General features: G+C 38.6%; 20 protein-coding genes. 7 read left to right on the top strand and 13 right to left on the bottom strand.

What is annotated here, in order from left to right; all coding sequences use genetic code 11:
* Positions 1 to 72: 72 nt before the first annotated feature.
* Positions 73 to 273, top strand: coding sequence for a YlaI family protein (locus ACLIJJ_RS08140; protein WP_233314545.1), 201 nt, complete (start codon positions 73 to 75; stop codon positions 271 to 273).
* 488 nt (positions 274 to 761) lie between these two features.
* Here the strand turns inward: ACLIJJ_RS08140 and typA are convergent, their stop codons facing one another.
* From typA to ACLIJJ_RS08125, 3 genes are all read right to left on the bottom strand, one after another.
* A complete protein-coding gene (gene typA, locus ACLIJJ_RS08135; RefSeq protein WP_233314557.1) occupies positions 762 to 2,597 on the bottom strand; it encodes a translational GTPase TypA in 1,836 nt (611 codons plus the stop codon).
* A 189-nt stretch (positions 2,598 to 2,786) separates the two neighbouring features.
* Positions 2,787 to 3,587: an inositol monophosphatase family protein gene (locus ACLIJJ_RS08130; protein WP_233314560.1), complete on the bottom strand. Its 801-nt coding sequence runs from the start codon at positions 3,585 to 3,587 to the stop codon at positions 2,787 to 2,789.
* 185 nt (positions 3,588 to 3,772) lie between these two features.
* The gene (locus ACLIJJ_RS08125) at positions 3,773 to 3,967 is read right to left on the bottom strand and encodes a hypothetical protein (RefSeq protein WP_233314562.1); all 195 of its coding nucleotides are present in this window, start codon (positions 3,965 to 3,967) and stop codon (positions 3,773 to 3,775) included.
* A 313-nt stretch (positions 3,968 to 4,280) separates the two neighbouring features.
* Between ACLIJJ_RS08125 and ACLIJJ_RS08120 the strand changes: the two genes are divergently transcribed.
* Positions 4,281 to 4,895 carry a YktB family protein gene (locus ACLIJJ_RS08120; protein ID WP_233314564.1) on the top strand — a complete coding sequence of 205 codons (615 nt, stop codon included), beginning with the start codon at positions 4,281 to 4,283 and terminating at the stop codon, positions 4,893 to 4,895.
* 41 nt (positions 4,896 to 4,936) lie between these two features.
* Here the strand turns inward: ACLIJJ_RS08120 and ACLIJJ_RS08115 are convergent, their stop codons facing one another.
* Complete coding sequence (locus tag ACLIJJ_RS08115) at positions 4,937 to 5,209, bottom strand: UPF0223 family protein (protein WP_233314565.1); 273 nt, start codon at positions 5,207 to 5,209, stop codon at positions 4,937 to 4,939.
* Between the two features lie 407 nt (positions 5,210 to 5,616).
* On the opposite strand from ACLIJJ_RS08115, the gene ACLIJJ_RS08110 reads away from it, so the two are divergent.
* Both ACLIJJ_RS08110 and ACLIJJ_RS08105 read left to right on the top strand, forming a co-directional pair.
* On the top strand, positions 5,617 to 7,086 hold the full coding sequence (locus ACLIJJ_RS08110) for an aminotransferase class I/II-fold pyridoxal phosphate-dependent enzyme (RefSeq protein WP_233314568.1): 1,470 nt from the start codon (positions 5,617 to 5,619) through the stop codon (positions 7,084 to 7,086).
* A 94-nt stretch (positions 7,087 to 7,180) separates the two neighbouring features.
* Complete coding sequence (locus tag ACLIJJ_RS08105; protein WP_233314571.1) at positions 7,181 to 7,540, top strand: hypothetical protein; 360 nt, start codon at positions 7,181 to 7,183, stop codon at positions 7,538 to 7,540.
* A 139-nt stretch (positions 7,541 to 7,679) separates the two neighbouring features.
* Here ACLIJJ_RS08105 and ACLIJJ_RS08100 read toward each other — a convergent pair whose 3' ends face one another.
* The 6 genes from ACLIJJ_RS08100 to ACLIJJ_RS08075 all read right to left on the bottom strand — a co-directional run bounded on the left by ACLIJJ_RS08100 (position 7,680) and on the right by ACLIJJ_RS08075 (position 14,323).
* Positions 7,680 to 7,934 carry a hypothetical protein gene (locus ACLIJJ_RS08100; protein WP_311315869.1) on the bottom strand — a complete coding sequence of 85 codons (255 nt, stop codon included), beginning with the start codon at positions 7,932 to 7,934 and terminating at the stop codon, positions 7,680 to 7,682.
* Positions 7,935 to 8,147: 213 nt separating this feature from the next.
* Positions 8,148 to 9,557 (bottom strand): dihydrolipoyl dehydrogenase, encoded by a 1,410-nt coding sequence (gene lpdA, locus ACLIJJ_RS08095; RefSeq protein ID WP_233314589.1) that lies wholly within the window; start codon positions 9,555 to 9,557, stop codon positions 8,148 to 8,150.
* Between the two features lie 4 nt (positions 9,558 to 9,561).
* The gene (locus ACLIJJ_RS08090; protein ID WP_233314590.1) at positions 9,562 to 10,881 is read right to left on the bottom strand and encodes a dihydrolipoamide acetyltransferase family protein; all 1,320 of its coding nucleotides are present in this window, start codon (positions 10,879 to 10,881) and stop codon (positions 9,562 to 9,564) included.
* A gap of 69 nt (positions 10,882 to 10,950) precedes the next feature.
* Positions 10,951 to 11,928: an alpha-ketoacid dehydrogenase subunit beta gene (locus ACLIJJ_RS08085; RefSeq protein ID WP_233314591.1), complete on the bottom strand. Its 978-nt coding sequence runs from the start codon at positions 11,926 to 11,928 to the stop codon at positions 10,951 to 10,953.
* Between the two features lie 3 nt (positions 11,929 to 11,931).
* Positions 11,932 to 13,047 carry a pyruvate dehydrogenase (acetyl-transferring) E1 component subunit alpha gene (pdhA, locus tag ACLIJJ_RS08080; RefSeq protein WP_233314593.1) on the bottom strand — a complete coding sequence of 372 codons (1,116 nt, stop codon included), beginning with the start codon at positions 13,045 to 13,047 and terminating at the stop codon, positions 11,932 to 11,934.
* A 589-nt stretch (positions 13,048 to 13,636) separates the two neighbouring features.
* The gene (locus ACLIJJ_RS08075) at positions 13,637 to 14,323 is read right to left on the bottom strand and encodes a YkyA family protein (protein WP_237941157.1); all 687 of its coding nucleotides are present in this window, start codon (positions 14,321 to 14,323) and stop codon (positions 13,637 to 13,639) included.
* A gap of 299 nt (positions 14,324 to 14,622) precedes the next feature.
* On the opposite strand from ACLIJJ_RS08075, the gene def reads away from it, so the two are divergent.
* The 3 genes from def to rnjA all read left to right on the top strand — a co-directional run bounded on the left by def (position 14,623) and on the right by rnjA (position 17,726).
* A complete protein-coding gene (gene def, locus ACLIJJ_RS08070) occupies positions 14,623 to 15,177 on the top strand; it encodes a peptide deformylase (RefSeq protein WP_251644610.1) in 555 nt (184 codons plus the stop codon).
* A gap of 669 nt (positions 15,178 to 15,846) precedes the next feature.
* Positions 15,847 to 16,059 carry a DNA-dependent RNA polymerase subunit epsilon gene (locus ACLIJJ_RS08065; protein ID WP_233314596.1) on the top strand — a complete coding sequence of 71 codons (213 nt, stop codon included), beginning with the start codon at positions 15,847 to 15,849 and terminating at the stop codon, positions 16,057 to 16,059.
* Positions 16,059 to 17,726 (top strand): ribonuclease J1, encoded by a 1,668-nt coding sequence (gene rnjA, locus ACLIJJ_RS08060; protein ID WP_233314598.1) that lies wholly within the window; start codon positions 16,059 to 16,061, stop codon positions 17,724 to 17,726. Before ACLIJJ_RS08065 ends, rnjA begins: the two co-directional genes overlap by 1 nt.
* Positions 17,727 to 17,766: 40 nt before the next feature.
* Here the strand turns inward: rnjA and ACLIJJ_RS08055 are convergent, their stop codons facing one another.
* The 3 genes from ACLIJJ_RS08055 to ACLIJJ_RS08045 all read right to left on the bottom strand — a co-directional run bounded on the left by ACLIJJ_RS08055 (position 17,767) and on the right by ACLIJJ_RS08045 (position 22,132).
* Positions 17,767 to 18,426, bottom strand: a complete 660-nt coding sequence (locus ACLIJJ_RS08055) for a potassium channel family protein (RefSeq protein ID WP_233314599.1) — start codon at positions 18,424 to 18,426, stop codon at positions 17,767 to 17,769.
* Positions 18,427 to 18,537: 111 nt separating this feature from the next.
* On the bottom strand, positions 18,538 to 20,364 hold the full coding sequence (locus ACLIJJ_RS08050) for an ABC transporter ATP-binding protein (RefSeq protein ID WP_233314601.1): 1,827 nt from the start codon (positions 20,362 to 20,364) through the stop codon (positions 18,538 to 18,540).
* A gap of 22 nt (positions 20,365 to 20,386) precedes the next feature.
* Entirely contained in the window at positions 20,387 to 22,132 is a 1,746-nt protein-coding gene (locus ACLIJJ_RS08045) for an ABC transporter ATP-binding protein (RefSeq protein WP_237941156.1), read from the bottom strand.
* Between the last annotated feature and the right edge of the window lie 28 nt (positions 22,133 to 22,160).

The following is a 22,160-nucleotide window of genomic DNA, read 5'->3' as shown; positions in this document are numbered from 1 at the left end:
TTTCCACAGCATTTTTTATTATAATAAACCTATAATCAAATAAATAACAAAGATTGATTAGAGGTGCACGTATTGAGAGTGAAATGTGTAATATGCGACAAAATCGAAGATATTGAAGAAAACTCCTTTCAAGCAAAAAGACTAAGAAACAGACCCATTCACACATATATGTGCAAAGAATGCGAAACAAGAATAACCGAAAACACACAAAAACGAATCGACTCCGGAAAATTCGTACTCTACAGAAGCAAAATAAAAGAAGAAGAATGGTAAAAGAAAAGCGCAGAGCGCCTGCTTATCGGCGACTAGCATAAGACAAGGTGGCAATGGGAGGTGTTCTTTACCTCCCTTTGACAGCTTGGCTTATGACCTCGAGCCGATGGCGCTCGGAGTTGGACAACCGAAAAGCGGAAGGCGGCGTTTAGCTGCTGATGAACTGGAGCTCTTCGACTGAGATAAAGGAAACACGCTGAACGATAGTGAAGCGATGTTGACTTATCGTAGGGAGGAGAGGGAAGTTCATCGAGCAGCTGCCGCCTGGAGCTAGACATTACGAAAAGCGGAGAGCGCCTGCTTATCGGCGACTAGCATAAGACGAATAAGCCAAGGAGGTGCGGTTTTCACCTCCTTGGCTTTATTTACCTATGACCTCCTCCCCAAACAATCACACGCCCCTATAAAAGCGCTAGTACCTATCTCAACAGAACTCAAAAATCAAACACAAAAAAAGCTGTTCCCTAAAGGAACAGCCTTTTTAATTATTATTGATCAGCAAGCTTTTTCTTTTTCGCTACACGTTCACGCTCTGATTTATCAAGGATCTTCTTACGAAGACGGATAGATTCAGGCGTTACTTCACAATACTCATCGTCATTCAAGTATTCTAAAGATTCTTCCAAAGTCATGATTCTTGGTTTTTTCATTGTAGCTGTTTGGTCTTTGTTTGCTGAGCGGATGTTTGTCGCTTGTTTTACTTTCGTGATATTAACAGTGATGTCATTTTCACGAGTGTGTTCTCCGACGATCATTCCTTCATAGATTTCTGTACCAGCTTCTACGAAAATGATACCGCGGTCTTCTACTTGCATGATACCGTAAGTAGATGCTTTACCAGATTCCATGCTGACAAGCACACCTTGACGTCTTCCGCCTACTTGACCTGAAGCCATTGGCTGGTAGCTGTCAAATGTGTGGTTGATGATTCCGTAACCGCGAGTTAGTGTTAAGAACTCAGTAGTATATCCGATTAGTCCGCGTGCAGGTACGTTGAAGATCAAACGAACTTGGCCGTTACCATTGTTGATCATATCTAGCATTTCACCTTTGCGGGCACCGATAGACTCCATAACGCTTCCAGTATGCTCTTCTGGCACATCGATTTGTACGCGCTCGATTGGCTCACAACGAACTCCATCGATAGTACGAACGATAACTTCTGGCTTAGAAACTTGTAGTTCATAACCTTCACGGCGCATGTTCTCAATCAAGATAGACAAATGCAATTCACCGCGTCCAGATACTGTCCATGCATCAGGAGAATCTGTGTTTTCTACACGCAAGCTTACATCTGTTTCTAATTGTGCACGAAGTCTTTCTTCAATTTTTCTTGAAGTCAGGTATTTACCTTCTCTACCTGCAAATGGGCTGTTATTCACTAGGAATGTCATTTGCAATGTCGGCTCATCAATGCGCAATACAGGCAATGCTTCTTGATGCTCAACAGGACATACTGTTTCTCCTACGTTGATGTCTTCCATTCCAGAAACTGCAATCAAGTCTCCAGCATAAGCTTCTTCTACCTCTTGTCTTTTCAGACCGAAGAAACCAAAGATTTTTGTTACACGGAATTGTTTTACCGTTCCATCAAGCTTCATTAAAGCAACTTGCTGACCTACTTTCATTGTTCCGCGGAATACGCGGCCAATTCCGATACGTCCTACATAGTCATTGTAGTCAAGAAGAGATACTTGGAATTGAAGCGGCTCATCTCTATTATCAACTGGAGCTGGAATATGCTCAACAACTGCATCATATAATGATTGCATGTTTTCATCTTGCTGCTCTGGGTTTGTGCTTGCAGTTCCGTTAATTGCAGAAGCATATATAACTGGGAATTCAAGCTGCTCTTCAGATGCATCAAGTTCAATGAACAAATCAAGTACTTCGTCGATAACTTCTGTTGGACGTGCGAAATCACGGTCAATTTTGTTAACTACGACGATTGGCGTTAAGTTTTGCTCAAGCGCCTTTTTAAGAACGAAACGTGTTTGTGGCATACAGCCTTCATATGCATCGACAACAAGAAGCACACCATCAACCATTTTCATGATACGTTCTACTTCTCCACCGAAGTCAGCATGTCCTGGAGTATCCAAGATGTTGATTCTTGTATCTTTATATTGAATTGCAGTATTTTTTGCAAGGATTGTAATACCGCGTTCTCTTTCTAAATCATTTGAATCCATTGCACGCTCATCTACATGTTCATTCGTACGGAATGTACCAGATTGTTTTAACAGCTGGTCAACTAGCGTTGTTTTCCCATGGTCAACGTGGGCAATAATAGCGATATTACGAATATCTTCTCTAATCTTCAAAAATTTCACTCCTACCTGAAATGTCTATCTCGTTTATCATTAGTTTACACATTATAACTGAGTCATTATACCATAGAAAATGAGAATAACCTAAAGGGTTTTTCTCTTAAAACAAAAAAAACAGTAAAAAAAATAAATGTAAACGGAAACATTATTTACATTTAAAAAAGACAGCAATTATTTGCTGTCTCACCATTTTCCATTATTTAAATAGTTTTGCAATATCTCTTCATGAAGATCTGGTTTTGAGGCAAAGAATGAATTTTGCGTCAGCATATCAAGTTCTTCATTTTTGAGACTGGTTACTTTACCGCCGAGCTCCTCGACCATTATCTTGCCTGCAGCATAATCCCACGGAGACAGCCTTAACGTTATATAGGCATCCATTCGTCCTGCTGCGATATAGGCAAGCTCCAGACAAGCTGAACCAAACGAGCGGGTGCCTCTTGCATCCTTCGTAAGCGGAGCAAGATATTTAGGATCAATCCTTTTATTCTCCGTTACCCATGTTGCATTCAAGCCGATGATAGCTTCTTCCACTTTAGTAGGCTTTAACGGCTTCAATTTCGTTTTGTTCATATATACGCCGTTCCCTTTTCTCACATGATAAAGTTCATCAGCGACTACATCATAAATAAGTCCGATTTGGCCGACTCCATCTTCGTATATTCCGATTGATATGGCAAAGTCCCGTTGCATATGGACGAAATTCATCGTTCCATCAATCGGGTCAATAATCCAGACAACCCCTTTCAGGTCATTAACTCCTGATGACATGCCCTCTTCGCCTAGAATATGATGTTCCGGGTATACCTCTTTTATTTTACTTATTAGGAATTGCTCTGTCCCTTTGTCTATTTCTGTAACTAAGTCATTTTTGTTAGATTTTGTTTCTACTACTAATTCTTTGGTGAAGGATTTTTTTATCCTATCCCCCGCTTCTTTAATCCAAAGTTTCGCATATGTATCGACCTCTTGCCAATTTGTCATATTCTCATCCTTCTCGTACTGAAATAATTTTTTCAGGCTGCCCTATTCCGTATGCTATTCTTATATTTTTGCTTATCGTTATTTTATCATGCATGAAGAAATAAATTCCAACAAAATGACAACAACGGAAAAAATCATAAATAAAACCGGGAGAAGGGTTTTATTTATGATTTTTAAACCGCTACCTATAATGCCTTAAGTCTCAGAAGTTCCTGTCGAATCTTTTCAAGCTTCTGTTTGCTAGCTTTTTTCTGCATTTCATTGTTTTCCTTAATTGCATCAAATAATGTAGCAAGCTCATAATCCATTTCTAATCGCAAAACAGCTTTCTTCTCATTTTCTAGTCTATTTCTTTTTGATGAATTCATTAATTGTTTCACGGACAGTACACCCCTTCCATAGACTTTAGTGGATTGCTTCTTTTATTTCTTATATAATATGTCGCTTTCCTTATCAGTGGTACAAATATGTGCTATTACCTAACCTTTAGTCCTAATCATTTCTCTTGTCAGCAATATGTATGCTAAAATACAGAATAGCGGTACAGAATTAGGAATTACTGTAAGCAGATAGTTAATTTAAGAAAAGTTTTAGAGAAATGATCACACGCTCTCTAACTAACTTGCTTTCCTTCTTACAATCTGTTTACCCAAAAAGCTAAGATATAAACGAGTAAAGGAGTTTCTAGAAATTATGAAATTTGCTGGTTTTAACAAAAACGATTTCGAAACATTTACAATAGATGGTTTAGAGGAAAGAATGGAAGCAATCCAAACTCGCATACAGCCGAAATTTAAGGAGATTGGTCAAGAGCTGACTGACAGCCTTTCAAGCAAGCTAGGAATCGAAATGCATTTGCATATTGCGAAGCATGCACGCCGCACCGTAAATCCTCCGAAGGATACATGGATGGCAATTGCAGGGAACAAACGAGGCTATAAGCAGCATCCGCATTTCCAGCTTGGATTATTTGATGATCATGTATTTATATGGCTTGCCTATATTTACGAGCTTCCAAACAAAAGCAGCATCGCAAATGTATTTTTAGAGAATATGGAGCGATTCTCTACAGAAATCCCTGGAGATTTTGTAGTATCAATGGATCATATGAAAAAGGAGTCTTTCCCAATAGCTGAAATTGACTTACAAAAGGCATTGGAAAGATTCAGAGATGTCAAAAAAGCAGAATTCCTTGTTGGCAGACATTTCGATGCAAATGATCCAATCTTACAAGACGGAGCAAAGTTTGCTGAATTAGTGGACAACACATATGAAACGTTGCTGCCATTTTATAAACTATCCATCTAAAAAAAGAGGAAGAAAACAATATGTTTTCTTCCTCTTTTCTATTAAGGCATTTTTATTTTAGTTCCAGCTTCCGCTTCCTTCGCCTTCTTTATAGTGCGATACGTAGAATAGCCGCTGACTTCTTCAAATTCATCACATACATTTTTTTCTTGTGCTTTACCAGGGACAATTTTTTTGAACAACTTATACTGTTCCATAAGTGCTTCCTTTTCAATCCCCTTCTCATATGCTGCTTCGATGCATTCAAAAAACTTTACTACCTCAACTATTTCCTCTGTTGACCAATCAATATCTATCGGGTATTGATATTCCATATAAGTACCTCTTTTGTTTTTTAAAATTTTTAGTTCTCTTTATTTTAGTGGAATAAAAACAAATTGTAAAACACCTTCCTACTATACGCATTCTGCCGCAGTTTAAAACACTTCTACATGCTTTCCAGCTTTAATTCACTGCGGAAATTAGGCTGTTATTACAAGGCAAATATATATTTTATAAATTCGTTACAATAATTCTTTCCTTTATAGTAAAAACTAATTGTATGCAAAAAAAATAAAAAGTGCTATAATTCTTTTGTTTTATGAATTTAATAAGTTTTTAAGGGTAAAACCCAATATCCATTTGTTTTTACAAACAGTGGAAAACTTCTATTTTTAGGAGGATCAAAATCCGTTATGAAAACGGCAAACAAAATACTAACTTAAAGAGGTGTGGTAATAAATTGTCACAATACGAAACACCGTTATACCACGGTTTATTGGAACATGCAAAAAAAAATCCTGTTCAATTTCATATTCCTGGACATAAGAAGGGAAATGGAATGGACCCAGAGTTTAGAGAGTTTATTGGAGAAAATGCCCTCTCCATCGATTTAATAAACATTGGTCCACTTGATGATCTTCATCAACCGAAAGGAATTATTAAACAAGCGCAAAAATTGGCAGCGGAAGCATTTGGTGCTGATTATACCTTTTTCTCGGTACAAGGAACCAGCGGCGCCATTATGACCATGATTATGAGCGTTTGTGGTCCAGGAGATAAGATAATCGTACCAAGAAATGTTCATAAATCTATTATGTCTGCCATTGTTTTTGCTGGTGCTATTCCAATATTCATCCACCCAGAAGTGGATAAAGAGCTTGGCATTTCGCATGGTATAACAGTGGAAGCTGTTCAGCATGCCCTAGATTTACATCCAGATGCAAAAGGTTTATTAGTAATAAATCCTACTTACTTTGGCATAGCTGCAGACTTAAAAAAAATTGTGGATTTAGCCCATTCTTATAATATACCAGTCCTCGTCGATGAGGCTCATGGTGTGCATATACACTTCCATGACGAGCTGCCAATGTCAGCAATGCAGGCAGGCGCAGATATTGCAGCAACCAGCGTTCATAAGCTAGGTGGTTCGATGACGCAAAGCTCCATTTTGAATATGAGGGGCAATCTTGTTAATTATAAACGCGTCCAAGCGATTATGAGCATGCTGACTACAACGAGCACATCATACTTATTGCTCGCATCATTAGATGTAGCAAGAAAACGTTTAGCAACAGAAGGAAAAAAACTTCTTGATAATACGATTGAGCTTGCCCAAAACATTCGCAGACGAGTGAATGAAATCGAACATCTTTATTGCTTAGGTGAAGATATCGTTGGTTCATCTATGGCCTTCGACTTTGATCCGACTAAACTAGTTATTTCTGTGAAGGATTTAGGCTTAACAGGCCATGATGTGGAAGAATGGCTGCGTAAGCATTATAATATTGAAGTAGAGATGTCTGATTTATATAATATCCTTTGTATTATTACACCAGGAGATACAAAAAAAGAAGCAGACATGCTCCTTCATGCATTAAATGAACTGTCCAAAGAATGTCATAGTAAAGCAGGCAAGGTAGAAGCAAAAGTAATGCTTCCTAATATACCGTTGCTTGCCGTCACTCCTCGTGATGCGTTCTATTCGGAAACAGAGCTTGTTGATTTTAATGACTCTGTTGGAAGAGTTATTGCTGAATTCATCATGGTCTATCCACCGGGAATTCCTATTTTCATTCCTGGAGAAATTATTACAGAGGACAATCTGGAATACATTCGCAGGAATATGGAAGCAGGACTACCTGTGCAAGGTCCTGAGGATTATGATTTCAAAAAACTGCGCGTTATTAAAGAACATAAAGCTATCCGCTAAATTTAAATTTGCATAATCATATACGGATGCAACTACCTGCATCCGTATATATTTATTTGCGGGAAAAGATAGATAAAGATAGGAGAATTATTCATTGAAGAGAGTTATTATAGTTGCAATTATCAGTCTTATCGTCAGCTTAAGTTCCCCGTTCATCTTTCATAACTACTTAGAGAAAAAACCGTTAGAACAGAAAGAAACATTGGTTTTTGGCGGACCTATCCCCTTTGCTGAACAAAAGGTACAATTACCCGAAGAGGAAAATGCCTACCCTGCTGAATTCACTTTCCAATCACCTTTAGAAACGGAAACAAAGCTTCAACCATTTCCACTTGTGTTTACATTCATCTGTTATTTCTTATTAATTTTCAGTGTATACACAGTAGTTGCAAGCTTCAGCACAAAAGCAATTAATAAAAACGGCAGAAAAAAAGATAAAAAAGATGAACTTTAATTTTTAAAGATCTACTATATGAAAAAAGACTTCTATTATAGAAGGCTTTTTTTATTTGTATATAATGTTGTGTGAGACGCCCACAATGACTGGAAGGCAAGAAGTTATGCTAAACATTAATAGGAACCCTTATTCACTCTTAAACGACTGCTATGATACTCATAATCATCTGAAAGGAGCCATAAATAGAAAGACTTATGGCAGTAGCCAGCATGGTTTTCCTTTGCGACCTATTTACGTAATTCCCTAGTATAACAGCCAAGTATAAAAACACGCCAAACATCACCACTTTATAAATGAAAAGGTCATGTTCTGACAGCCATTCAATGATAGAGTAACCGCTCCATAACATAAGTTGCAGTAGAATTGTCGTATAAACCTTCAAGGAAAACACCCCACTCTCCATTCCGCTTAAGTTCGTCCATTATGAAATGTAAGTATGATACACTATATTTATGCATGTCCTCACAATTCATGCCGTATAATAACGATTTTTCCTTCCATTATATAGTCCCCTCAAACTTGCAAACCATTCTCAGCACCCAAGCATAGAAAACTGTTAAATAATACAAAAAAAACCTCTCTATAAAGAGAGGTTTTTTTATTATTACTTAATGATATGAATTGGGCTACCAATTGCAACTTCAGCAGCTTCCATAGTAATCTCTCCCAATGTTGGGTGAGCATGGATAGTCATTGCCAAGTCTTCAGCAGTCATACCTGCTTCGATTGCTAGACCAAGTTCAGCGATCATATCAGATGCGTTTGCACCAGCGATTTGAGCACCGATTACTAGGCCATCCTCTTTACGAGTAACAAGCTTCATGAAACCTTCGCTTTGGTTAAGTGCAAGTGCACGGCCGTTAGCAGCGAATGGGAATTTAGCAGCTGTAACTTCGATTCCAGCTTCTTTAGCAGAAGCTTCTGTGTGTCCAACTGTAGCCAATTCTGGCTCAGCAAACACAACAGCAGGAATTCCAAGATAATCGATTTCAGAATTGTGACCACCGATAACTTCTGCAGCAATTTTACCTTCATAAGAAGCTTTATGTGCAAGTGGTGGTCCTTCAATGATATCACCGATTGCAAAGATATTGCTTACAGTAGTTCTGCATTGCTTATCAGTTTTGATAAGTCCGCGTTCAGCAAGTTCAATTCCTACTTGTTCAAGACCTAGTTCGTCTGTGTTTGGTTTTCTTCCAACCATTACGAATACATAGTCAGCTTCGATCTTTTGCTCTTGACCTTTTGCTTCATATGTTACAGTAACGCCAGTATCTGTTTCTTCGACACCTTTAGCCATTGCTTTAGTAATGATTTCCGCACCTTTTTTCTTCAAGTTGCGAACTACCAATGAAGACATTTGCTTTTCGAAACCGTTAAGGATATCGTCAGCACCTTCTAGAATAGTTACTTTAGTTCCGAAGCTAGCGTATGCTCCACCAAGCTCAGTACCTACATAACCTCCACCGATAACAACGATTTTCTCTGGAATTTCTTTAAGAGAAAGTGCACCAGTAGAATCTAGAACACGTTTAGAGTATTTGAATGCAGGAATTTCAATTGGACGAGATCCAGTTGCAATAATTGCATTTTTGAAAGTGTAAGTTTGAGATGACTTATCATCCATTACTTTTAGTGTGTTAGCATCAACAAAGTATGCTTCGCCATAAGCGATATCTACTTTGTTTCCTTTAAGAAGGCCTTCTACACCGCCAGTAAGCTTGTTAACAACACTTGCTTTCCATTCTTGAACTTTTGAGAAATCTACTTTTACATTTTCAGCAGTAATCCCAATATCGTCAGAATGCTTAGCAGTCTCAAAACGATGACCTGCTGTGATTAATGCTTTTGATGGGATACAGCCTACGTTTAAGCAAACTCCGCCCAATACATTTTTCTCAACGATTGTTACTTTTTGTCCTAGTTGCGCCGCACGGATTGCAGCTACATACCCACCAGGGCCAGCACCAATGACTATAGTATCTGTTTCAATAGGAAAATCTCCAACTACCATGTTTTTACGCCTCCATTAACAATAGTTCTGGATCGTTTAGCAAACGCTTGATGTGATTCATTGCATTTTGAGCAGTAGCTCCGTCGATCATGCGGTGATCGAAGCTTAGAGATAGAGCTAATACTGGTGCAGCAACAATCTCGCCGTCTTTAACGATCGCTTTTTCTGCAATACGTCCGATTCCAAGGATAGCCACTTCTGGGTGGTTAATAACTGGAGTGAACCATTGTCCGCCAGCAGATCCAATGTTTGAAATTGTGCAAGAAGCACCTTTCATTTCAGCTGGAGCAAGTTTACCGTCTCTAGCTTTACCAGCAAGTTCGTTGATTTCGTTAGAAATATTGAAAATTCCTTTACGATCAGCATTTTTTACAACAGGAACTAGAAGTCCTTTTTCAGTATCAGCAGCGATACCGATGTTGTAGTAGTGCTTGTGAACGATTTCGCTTGTAGCATCATCTAAAGAAGTGTTAAGTGCTGGGAATTCTTTTAATGCACTTGTCAATGCTTTAACAACATATGGCAAGAACGTTAATTTAATGCCCTTAGCAGCAGCAACTTCTTTGTATTTCTTACGGTGAGCAACAAGGTTTGAAACCTCTACTTCATCCATAAGTGTTACGTGTGGAGCTGTATGTTTAGAGTTTACCATCGCTTTAGCGATTGCTTTTCTGATACCGCTCATTTTTTCGCGAGTTTCTGGGAAGTCGCCTTCTGGAATCGCAAGTGGTTTTGGTGCTTCTTGTTCTGCAGCTGGAGTAGCTTCAGCAGCTTCTGTTGCAGCAGGTGCAGCAGCTCCACCGTTCAAGAATGCATCGATATCTTCTTTTGAAATACGGCCGTTTTTGCCAGTACCAGATACTGTGCGGATTTCCACACCTTTATCACGAGCATATTTACGTACAGATGGCATAGCGATAATGCGTCTGTTTGGATCCACTTCTTCTGCAGCAGCAGGAGTTTGGACTGGTTCTTTAGCTACAGTATCGCCAGCTTCTGCTGTGCCTTGTACTTGAGCTTCTGTTTTAGCTTCTTCTTTAGGAGCGTCATGTCCATGGTCGCCCTTAAATTGAATGTCTTCATAACCAGGAGCATCGAAAGTGATTAGGATATCACCTACAACTGCAACTGTACCTTCTTCTACAAGTACTTCTTCTACTGTACCGTCAACTGGAGACGGAATTTCTACTACTGCTTTATCGTTTTGTACTTCACACAAAACGTCGTCTTCTTGAACTTTATCGCCTGGTTTAACAAACCATTTTACGATTTCACCTTCGTGGATACCTTCACCGATATCCGGTAATCTGAATTGAAAAGACAAAGTAATTCAACCTCCTACATTTCCATTATTTACGTTGCTTCTTATTATCCCTGACTAATAACTACTTTATTAGAAAGTAAGGACTTTTTTAGCTGTTTCAATGATATCTTTGTAATTTGGAAGCCAAATGTTCTCAGCTTGTGTAAATGCATAAACAGTATCAGGAGCAGCTACACGCAATACTGGAGCTTCTAGGCTAAGGATAGCGCGCTCGTTGATTTCTGCGATAACATGTGCAGCGATACCTGCTTGTCTTTGCGCCTCTTGAACTACAACAGCTCTTCCTGTTTTTTCAACAGAAGCAACGATTGTATCAACATCCAATGGGCTGATTGTACGCAAGTCAACAACTTCTACAGAGTATCCTTCTTTTTCTAGTTCTTCAGCAGCTTTAAGTGATTCGTGAACCATTGCACCGTAAGCGATCAATGATAGGTCTTTACCTTCACGTTTAACGTCTGCTTTACCGATTTCGATTGTGTACGCTTCTTCAGGTACCTCTTCACGGAATGAACGGTATAATTTCAAATGCTCAAGGAAAACAACTGGATCATTGTCTCTGATCGCAGCAATCAATAGACCTTTTGCATCGTAAGGTGTTGATGGAACAACAACTTTCAAACCAGGTTGAGTTGTTACAAGTGCTTCTAAGCTGTCTGAGTGAAGCTCAGGAGTATGAACACCACCGCCAAATGGAGAACGGATAGTAACAGGTGAATTGTAGCGTCCGCCTGAACGGTAACGCATACGAGCCATTTGACCGTTGATGCTGTCCATTACTTCATATACGAAACCGAAGAATTGGATTTCAGGAACTGGACGGAAGCCTTGAAGACCAAGACCTACAGCCAAACCACCAATACCGGATTCAGCTAGCGGAGTATCGAATACACGATCTTCGCCGAATTCTTTTTGAAGTCCTTCCGTTGCACGGAATACACCGCCGTTAACACCTACGTCTTCACCGAATACTAAAACGTTCGGGTCATTACGTAATTCTGTGCGTAACGCATCAGTGATTGCTTGAATCATTGTCATTTGCGCCATGGCTTATTTCGACTCCTTTGCTGCATAGATTTCATATTGTTCTTTCAAGTTATTTGGAAGCTCTTCAAACATGTTGTTGATCAAGTCAGTTACTTTTTGCTGTGGTTCAGCATCAGCAAGTTTGATTGCTTCTTTAATTTCGTCTTTAGCACGAGCGATTACTTCGTTTTCTTTTTCTTCGTTCCAGATTCCTTTGTTTTCTAGGAATTTACGGAAGCGAACCAATGGATCTTTCTTTTCCCATTCGCTATCAAGATCTGATGTACGGTAGCGAGTTGGGTCATCTCCAGCCATTGTATGTGGACCATATCTATAAGTAAGTGTTTCGATCAATGTTGGACCTTCACCATTAACAGCTCTTTCACGAGCATCTTTAACAGCTGCATAAACAGCCAATGGATCCATTCCGTCTACTTGGATACCTGGGATACCAGCAGCAACTGCTTTTTGTGCAATCGTTTTTGCAGCAGATTGTTTTTCAACTGGAGTAGAGATTGCGAAACGGTTGTTTTGTACGATAAAGATAGCAGGAGCTTTGAATGCACCAGCAAAGTTAATACCTTCATAGAAGTCACCTTGTGAAGCACCGCCGTCACCTGTGTATGTGATAGCTACTGATTTCGCTCCGCGTTTTTTCATACCTAGTGCTACACCAGCAGTTTGGATGTATTGTGCACCGATGATGATTTGCGGTGAAATTACGTTAACACCTTCAGGCATTTGGTTACCTTTGAAATGTCCACGAGAGAATAAGAATGCTTGGTATAAAGGAAGTCCGTGCCAGATTAACTGAGGAACATCACGATATCCTGGAAGAATAAAATCTTCTTTCTCCAATGCAAATTGAGAAGCTAATTGAGAAGCTTCTTGACCTGCAGTCGGTGCATAGAAACCTAGACGACCTTGTCTGTTTAAAGAAATTGAGCGTTGGTCAAGAATACGAGTGTACACCATGCGAGTCATCAATTCTTGTAATTGCTCATCACTTAAATCAGGCATTGCAGATTCATTTACCACTTCGCCCTCTTCATTTAGAATCTGAAGTGTTTGAAATTGGTTTTCTACTTGTTCAAGCTGTGCTTGCACATCTAATTGAGCCTTCTTCGTTTTAGAAGCCATTTAAGCCACCCTTTCCTTTCTTTTTAAAAAGACGCATCAAAAAAAATCTAACGCATTTTCTTTTCGTTGTTTCATGGTAATGAAAATGTGGTAACCTAGTTAGACAGCGCTTTCTAGTTTATCCTCCACATTGTTTTTCAACTTAAAAAAAACCATACTTATGCAGTTTTCCACAAAATCCGCTAGAAAAAACGTCTTTATAAATAATTCGGTATCCGTATGTTCTGTATCAATAAGTACAATAAAATATATTAATACAACTTTTTAATACATGTATAAGTTTAATATACATAAATATTATCCGTCAATCTTAAAGTACTATGTTTTTTGTGTATTTTTTTATTTTGCTAAAAAAAATTTATTTAAACTGTATTATCAGCTGTTATATATCTGTACTATAAAAATAACACTATCCGAATCTGTATTATAATATCAACATTTTTTTCCAGCTCGCCATTTTGTCGAAAACATCCTAAAAAACGCCTATGTAAAACAAAAAGCGCCCTAGTGTAATGAATGCCCAGATAAGTAAATGAATATACATCCAATACCTATCTGGCATCCAATCTCTTAAGACGCTTACTTTAGTCTATTTATTTTGTGTTTCTTCTACTTTAATTTCGACTCCCGCTTTTTTATAAAAATCGAGCTTCTGTTCATTGTATTGCTTCGTCAATTTATTAAACTCTTCATTATTGGCAAGCACTTTTTGATATACTTCATTAATTTTATTAATCTGCTCTTCAAGCGCATCTATTTTTACATCTTTGTCTTTAAACATTTCATACAGCTCTTTATCATACTTTAAGCCGGTAGTGTAATTTGCATATAATTGGTCATGCACTTCATACCTGTCTATCATGACATTGTATAACTCCTCTGCTTTTGCTTTAAGGTCTTTTTCATCTTCATCCATATCTTCAATAATTGGTTTAACCTTCTTAAAAGCTTCCTTTGATTTCTGGATGCTTTCTTCCTCTTTATTCATATATTCTTCCCGTTTGGCTACTGATGCAAGTGCCTCATCTGAGAGACTTTTTATTTCATCCATTTTTTCGAGCCCTAACGAGATGATGTTGGCGTAAATCTCTTGTTCACTCTTTTCTAGTTTTACTAGCGGATCTTGCTGATCCTCAAACTCTTTCTCTAGCTCTACTACCTTTTCCAGCTTGCCATGCATTTTTTCACCAGAAGATTCGAAGCCCTTGCAAGCGGACAAGCTGGTAATAATGACAATCATAAGTGCTGCTGCTGCCAGTCTTTTCGCTTTTTTCAATTATATCCTCCCCACTCTCGTTTCATTTGCTATTAAGTATAAATATAATGCTGTATGGTTTTATGATATAACCACTCTATTCTGCCATTTGTGAAACATAAGGGCAAATACCTTTACGAAAACCCAAATAGTAATCTTCTATTAAAAGCTATTCCGTTCTCTTCTTTTATATTACTTATTCTAGTATTTTATTTTTCATATAATTTTGGATGAATTCCAAAAGATTAACTTTTTAGCATTTGTCTGTTAGACTTATATTCGTATTTATCATTTTATGTATGCAAAAGGACGTGATCAGTATGATAACGATGAAGGATATCATTCGTGACGGTCATCCGACATTAAGAAATGTAGCAGAAGAAGTTTCTCTGCCTGCCAGCGAGGAAGACAAACAGATTTTACAAAGCATGATGGAGTATTTAATAAATAGCCAAGACCCTGAAAAAGCTGAAAAGTATGGCTTAAGGGGCGGTGTGGGCCTTGCAGCACCACAGATTAATGTTCCAAAACGCATGATTGCCGTTCATGCTAAAGATGAGGATGGAAAACTTTACAGCTATTGCTTGTTTAATCCTAAAATAATCAGTCATTCTGTTGAAAAGTCTTATTTAACTGGCGGCGAAGGCTGTTTGTCTGTGGATGAGACCATCCCTGGTTTCGTGCCGCGATATGCTAGAGTCACTGTTAAGGGAGTCGACCTTGATAATAAGGAGATAAAGCTGCGTCTTAAGGGACTTATTGCTATCGTCTTCCAGCACGAAATTGACCATTTGAACGGTGTTATGTTCTATGACCATATCAATTTAGAAGCTCCGTATACACCGGTTGAAAACGCGATTCCAATTGATAGATAATGGGTTAAGGCGCTGCTATTAGGCAGTGCCTTCTGTCGCCCATTTTCAAAAAAACCTCTCCTGACATAAAAGATTTAACTAGTGTTACATATACTAACAATATAGAGTCATTACTAATTTTCCTCCTATAATATTCTCCACTATAGACATAATTTTCTCTTTTCAGGACAAAATACACCATATACTAAGAAGCAAGGCTTTACTTTGTACAAGAATGGTTTAAAATAGGAAGTAAGGAGATGATCCACTATGTTAAAAAAGCTTCGTCAAAAGCTTCGTAGACAGTGGAAAGATTTGTTGCGTAAAAAAACAATTGCTTAAAAACTAACCGATTGTTCCATTAGGGTCTGACCTCATTTTGCCAACACGTATATAAAGCACGGCTGTCGAATGGCCCTTTATATGCATGTACACTTATCAGAGGGTTGGGCCTTTTATTTTTTTCATGGACTTGCTTGTGAACATCTGTTTCATCTATATTATTTATGGGAAAATAATGCTATGATACGATTATCATTGTTCTAAAATAAGCAGGATTTCAGGAAAGATTGAAACCCACAAATTTACATATCTTTACATTAAAGCGATTTCTATATAGAAAAACATGAAAAACATGTTAATCTTTTATATAATAAAAATTAGATAATATTTTTTTAAGGAGCGATTCAAATGGTTTATAAAGTTTACTTCCAAGAATTAAAAACAGAGGTACCAGTAAGAGAAAAAACAAAAACAATTTACGTTGAAGGTATATCAGAAAGAGATGTCCGTACTAAACTAGCTGAAAAACCTTACAATATTGAATTTGTACGCCCAGTAGATGGAGCTTACCTAGACTATGAAAAACAAAATGAAGATTTTACAGTATTGGAGATTGAATAATGAAATTTGTTAAAAACGATCAAACAGCTGTATTTGCTCTAGGTGGACTAGGGGAAATCGGTAAAAACACATACGGTGTGCAATTCCAAGATGAAATTATACTTATTGATGCTGGAATTAAGTTTCCTGAGGACGAGCTCCTCGGTATCGATTATGTAATTCCTGATTATAGTTTCCTTGTGAAAAACGCAGATAAAATTAAAGGATTATTCATTACACATGGTCACGAGGACCATATTGGCGGTATTCCTTACTTGCTTAGACAAGTAAATATTCCTCTTTATGGCGGAAAGCTTGCTCTTGCTCTTGTTCGCAATAAGCTTGAAGAGCATGGATTATTAAGACAAACAACTATGCATGAAATTAAAGAAGATGATGTGATTAAGTTTAGAAAAACATCTGTTTCCTTCTTTAAGACAACACACAGTATCCCTGATTCTTACGGGATTGTCGTTAAGACACCGCCAGGGCAAATCGTTCATACAGGAGACTTTAAATTTGACTTTACTCCTGTCGGCGAACCTGCGAACTTAACAAAAATGGCTGAAATTGGAAAAGAAGGCGTGCTTTGCCTACTGTCTGACAGCACAAACAGTGAAGTGCCGAATTTCACTATGTCTGAAAGAAAAGTCGGCGAAAGCATTCAAGATATTTTCCGCAGAGCAGACGGACGTTTGATTTTCGCGACTTTCGCTTCAAATATCTACAGACTGCAGCAAGTTACAGATGCAGCAGTAGAATTTGGCCGTAAAGTTGCCGTGTTTGGACGTAGCATGGAAGCTGCAATCAATATTGGTCTTGAGCTTGGGTTTATTAAAGCTCCGAAAGAAACGTTTATTGAACCGCACCATATCAATCGTTTACCTGCAAATCAAGTAACGATTCTATGTACAGGAAGCCAGGGAGAACCGATGGCAGCGATGTCTAGAATTGCCAACGGCACACATCGCCAAATCCAGATCATACCTGGAGATACAGTTGTCTTTTCATCTTCCCCGATTCCTGGGAATACATTAAGTGTCAATAAAACAATTAATCAGCTTTACCGCGCTGGTGCCGAAGTTATCCACGGACCTTTAAACAATATTCATACATCAGGTCACGGCGGACAGCAAGAGCAAAAGCTTATGCTGCGATTAATTAAACCTAAATTCTTCATGCCTATTCACGGAGAATTCAGAATGCAAAAAATCCACACACAAACAGCAATTGACTGCGGTGTGGAAGAAGAAAACTGCTTTATCATGGATAATGGTGAAGTGCTTGCTCTTTCAAGCGATACAGCACAGGTAGCAGGGAAAATTCCGTCCGGTTCTGTTTACATTGATGGAAGCGGCATCGGAGATATCGGCAATATCGTCTTGCGCGACCGCCGCATTCTTTCAGAGGAAGGCCTTGTTGTTGTCGTAGTGAGCATTAATATGAAGGACTTCAAAATTTCCGCTGGACCTGACCTTATTTCCAGAGGTTTTGTATACATGCGAGAATCTGGCGACTTAATCAACGATGCGCAATCATTGATTAACAAGCATTTAAACAAAGTAATGGAGCGTAAAACAACGCAATGGTCTGAAATTAAAAACGAGATTATTGATACCCTATCTCCATTCTTATACGAAAAAACAAAAAGAAGACCAATGATACTTCCTATCATTATGGAAGTTTAATAAAAAGAGGCCAGCTTAATCGCTGACCTCTTTTCTTTATTTAGGACATTACTTTTTTCTCAAACCGGTTAATATCAGAATCGGCCCCAATTACGATGAGAACATCATCCTCTTTTATCGGTTCATTCGCTTGCGGAGAAACAATGATATCATTTTCTCGCTTGATAGCTACAATTGTAATACCGTAGCGGGCACGGATATCAAGATCAACCATTGTATGTCCCGCCAAACGGCTGCTAGATTTGATTTCGACAATACTATGTTCGTCAGACAGCTCGAGATAATCGAGGACATTATTAGAAACGATATTATGGGCAATTCTTTTCCCCATATCCCGCTCTGGATGAATAATTGAATCTGCGCCAATTTTCTTTAGCACTTTTTCATGATAATCATTTTGGGCTTTAACGGTAATGTTATTGACACCCATCTCCTTTAAGATAAGCGTCGTCAAAATGCTCGCCTGGATATCGTCGCCAATCGCCACAATCACATGCTCGAAATTTCGAATGCCTAGGCTTTTCAGTACATTTTCATCTACAGAGTTTCCGACAACTGCATGTGACACAATATTAGCATACTCATTGACACGTTCCTCATTTTTGTCAATGACCATCACTTCCATACCAAGCTCCATTAATTCTTTACATATGCTTCCGCCAAAGCGGCCAAGTCCGATTACTGCAAATTCCTTTTTCACTGTATTTCCTCCAGTTTTAGTACCTTATTCTATAATAATAAAGGAACAGCTACTATTTTACCAGCTATACCCATACTGTCACTAAAAGGAATACCATTTTCGTTTTAAGATCTATACTGCATTTAACATCTTAAATTGCGCTTCTACGAGATGATAATATATACCGTTTTGTTCCATCAATTGTTCATGTGAGCCTTCTTCCATTATGCTGCCGTGGTCAAGAACAACTATTTTATCCGCATCTCGAATCGTAGAAAGTCTATGTGCTATCATGATGGCAGTCCTTCCCTTTAGTAGGGTCTTTAATGCTTCTTGGATTTTGACTTCCGTTTCTGTATCAATGCTTGCTGTCGCTTCGTCTAAAATTAATATGCGTGGATTAGCCAAAAGTGCTCTTGAAAAGGATAAAAGCTGCCTTTGGCCGACAGATAAGATATTCCCTCGTTCTTCTACTTCTGTTTCATACTTTTTAGGCAATGCCTCTATAAATGAATGAGCTCCGATTGCCTTCGCCGCAGAAATCACTTCCTCATCTGTTGCATCAGGTCGGCCGAAGCGAATATTTTCCATAATGGTTCCTGAGAAGATGAATGTGTCTTGCAGCACAATGCTGATCTGACTTCGTAACGATTTCAGTGAGATGTCTTTTATTTCGATACCATCTACGAAAATTTCTCCCTTTGTCGGATCGTAAAAGCGGCTGATTAAATTGGCAATAGTGGTTTTTCCAGAACCTGTATGGCCAACAAGAGCAACTGTCTGACCAGCTTGAATGGTCAAATTAATTCCATTTAAAGCTTTGCGATTACTTGTATAAGCAAACTCCACCTCTTTAAAGCAAACTTGCCCCTTCATTTCTGGAAGGGTGACAGGATCGTCCGCCTCTGAAACATTTGGCTTCTCATCCAAAAATTCAAATATCCGCTCCGAGGAAGCCATTCCCATTAAAAGCTGGTTATATACCATGCCTAGTCGGGATATTGGCTCCCAGAACATTCCTAAATAAAACGCAAAGGAAACAAAAACACCTATTGTCATTCCGTGCTGGATTAAATAGGCTCCATACCAGATGAGTACTGCTGTACCAATGGCATTGGTAATTTCCACAAACGGACGGAACATAGCATTCTGCTTAGAAGCATCTTTCCAGCTCTCAAAGTTTTCATTGTTCAAGCCATCGAAGAACATCATATTTGGCTTTTCTTGAGTAGAAGCTTGGGTAACCCTAATTCCTTGAATGCTCTCGTTTAAATGCGAGTTCAGCTTAGATTGTTTAAGCCGAACAATTTGCCATGATTTCCTGATTTTCCGTCTTAACGCTGTAGAGATAAAGAACATGACAGGAATGACCACTAATACAGCTAAAGCCAGTTCTGGACTTAATGTTAGCAGGATTACAAAAATTCCAATCAGTAATATGATATCCATTAATAGGTTGATAACACCATTTGTAAATAGCTCTTGTAGGGAATTAATATCATTTAATATTCTAACAAGTATAGAACCGGCAGACCGCTCATCAAAAAACCGGTGTGACAGCTTTTGCACATGTGTAAATAGGCCTTTTCGCAAATCATAGATTACCTTTTGACCTAATTCGTTCATCCATTTGATTCGATAGAAATTGGCTGCATAGGAAACGGCATACATCGCTCCGATTAGCAGTACAAATGTTGTCAACTGGCTGCCATCCTTATTTGTGATAGCTTGATCGAGGACATAAACACCAATCAGGATTGGAATTATCAGCCTTACAGCTGTTGTTATCAAAACAGTGATAATGGACAACGGCAATAGATTTTTTTGATATGGTTTCATATAGCTCAGCAAGCGCCACATTTGCTTCCAGTTAAACGGCTTTTCAATTACTTCTTCTGTCGTATATTCAAACCTGTTTAAAATTAGGGTATCTTTATTTTCCGTTTTCTGTTTACTCAAAGTTTCTTACCCCCTTGCTTCCCTAAGCATTTATTATCTTTTTTTTATCTTGGAATTGAATATCATATATTCTTCGATACTGCCCATTTTGGGTAATTAGCTCCTCATGACAGCCCCTTTCTACAATCCGCCCTTCATCAAGCACGATTATTTCATCAGCATGCTTAATAGACGAAATCCGATGGGCAATAATAAAGGTCGTTTTATTGTCCATTACTTCTTTCAGTTCCTTCTGAATAGTAAATTCCGTCTGCATATCAACTGCGCTTGTTGCATCATCTAAAATAAGAATACTAGGGTTAATACAAATAGCCCTCGCAATAGCGATACGCTGTTTTTGCCCTCCAGACAGTCCTAAACCGCGCTCCCCAAGCATTGTATTATAGCCGTCTGGCAGCTCCATAATAAAATCATGTGCTTGAGCCCGTTTAGCAGCATGGATAATCTCCTCCATTGTACTTTCCGGTTTGCCATATGCAATATTGCTCTTAATAGAAGAGGAGAATAAAAACGATTCTTGTGACACTAATCCGATATTGCCCCGAAGCGACTCAATCTCATACTCTTCCACATGATGCCCGTCAACAAGAACAACGCCTTCTGTTGCTTCATAAAATCTTGTCAGCAGCTGGGTAATGCTTGTTTTGCCGGAGCCTGTTCCGCCGATCAGGCCGATTGTTTTGCCAGGTTGTGCATAAAAGCTGATGTCCTGTAGGGCAAAACCTTCTTTTGTTGCATACTTAAGGCTGACATTGCGGAATTCCACTTCCCCAACCAGCTTTTGTGCATATTTAGCATCCTGTTTATCTTCGATAATAAAGTCCTTTTCCAAAATTTCTAAAAGTCTTTCACCAGAGGCCTTTGCCTGGGAAAACTGATTAACAACAAATCCCAAGTTCATAATTGGCCACATAATATACCCAAGCAGACTGTAAAATGCCACAAGTTCACCTGGCTGCAGCTTGTTTTCAATAACTAAATATCCGCCGTAAGAAATAAGCAGGACAATGCTGGCATTTCCCAGAAACTCCATTAATGGGAAGTATTTTGACCAAATACTTGAAGTGAATAAATATTGATCTTTATAGTCACCGTTCGCTCTATTAAACTTTCCGACCTCAAAATCCTCTCTGGAAAGTGATTTCACTGTATTAATGCCGCTGATGTTTTCCTGCACCTTTGTATTGAGGACACCGAAGGATTTCCTGATTCCTCTAAACGCAGGATGAACTGCTTTATCGAACTTGTATGTAACTACAGCTAAAAACGGAAGCGTTACCAAAGTTACAAACGTTAAAGATACAGAGTAATTCAGCATTACAGTAAAGCTTACTGCGATTAACAAGATAAAACGGATCAGCTCAGAGAAGCCTGCTGATAAGAAAAAGCGGAATCCTTCTACATCTGCTGTCAGCCTCGACATCAGATCACCAGTTTTTGCATTATCATAATAGGAAAAAGGCAAATACTGCAGCTTTTTGTATAACCCATTCCGCAATAAGTACACAGAGCTGATACCGAACATATCACCTGTGTACTGGTAAATATATGTTGCAATTCCTTTAATAATCATCACCCCGATAAATCCGATTGACAAATACGGTATCCAATCATACTTGCCTTGCAATACGACTTCATCGATGGTGATCTGCAAAATAATCGGATACACAACGGTAATGCCAGTCACCACAATTAAAAAACAAATCGAAACCATAAAATACTTTTTAAACGGCAAATAATACGACTTTAACTTCTGAAATGTCTCCAAATACCGCTCCCCCTCTTCTTCCCTAACA

The sequence above is a fragment of the Niallia laureatilytica genome, assembly GCF_046613985.1.
Lineage (GTDB): Bacteria > Bacillota > Bacilli > Bacillales > Cytobacillaceae > Niallia.
The sequence above is the reverse complement of the archived record's forward strand: the minus strand, read 5'-3'. Positions and strand labels throughout refer to the sequence as shown.

Excerpts from the sequence above, each read along its gene's own strand:
- ACLIJJ_RS08130 (WP_233314560.1), bottom strand. The coding sequence starts at position 3,587 with ATGACAAATTGGCAAGAGGTCGATACATATGCGAAACTTTGGATTAAA.
- ACLIJJ_RS08120 (WP_233314564.1), top strand. The coding sequence starts at position 4,281 with ATGAAATTTGCTGGTTTTAACAAAAACGATTTCGAAACATTTACAATA.
- ACLIJJ_RS08115 (WP_233314565.1), bottom strand. The coding sequence starts at position 5,209 with ATGGAATATCAATACCCGATAGATATTGATTGGTCAACAGAGGAAATA.
- lpdA (WP_233314589.1), bottom strand. The coding sequence starts at position 9,557 with ATGGTAGTTGGAGATTTTCCTATTGAAACAGATACTATAGTCATTGGT.
- ACLIJJ_RS08085 (WP_233314591.1), bottom strand. The coding sequence starts at position 11,928 with ATGGCGCAAATGACAATGATTCAAGCAATCACTGATGCGTTACGCACA.
- pdhA (WP_233314593.1), bottom strand. The coding sequence starts at position 13,047 with ATGGCTTCTAAAACGAAGAAGGCTCAATTAGATGTGCAAGCACAGCTT.
- def (WP_251644610.1), top strand. The coding sequence starts at position 14,623 with ATGATAACGATGAAGGATATCATTCGTGACGGTCATCCGACATTAAGA.
- ACLIJJ_RS08065 (WP_233314596.1), top strand. The coding sequence starts at position 15,847 with ATGGTTTATAAAGTTTACTTCCAAGAATTAAAAACAGAGGTACCAGTA.
- rnjA (WP_233314598.1), top strand. The coding sequence starts at position 16,059 with ATGAAATTTGTTAAAAACGATCAAACAGCTGTATTTGCTCTAGGTGGA.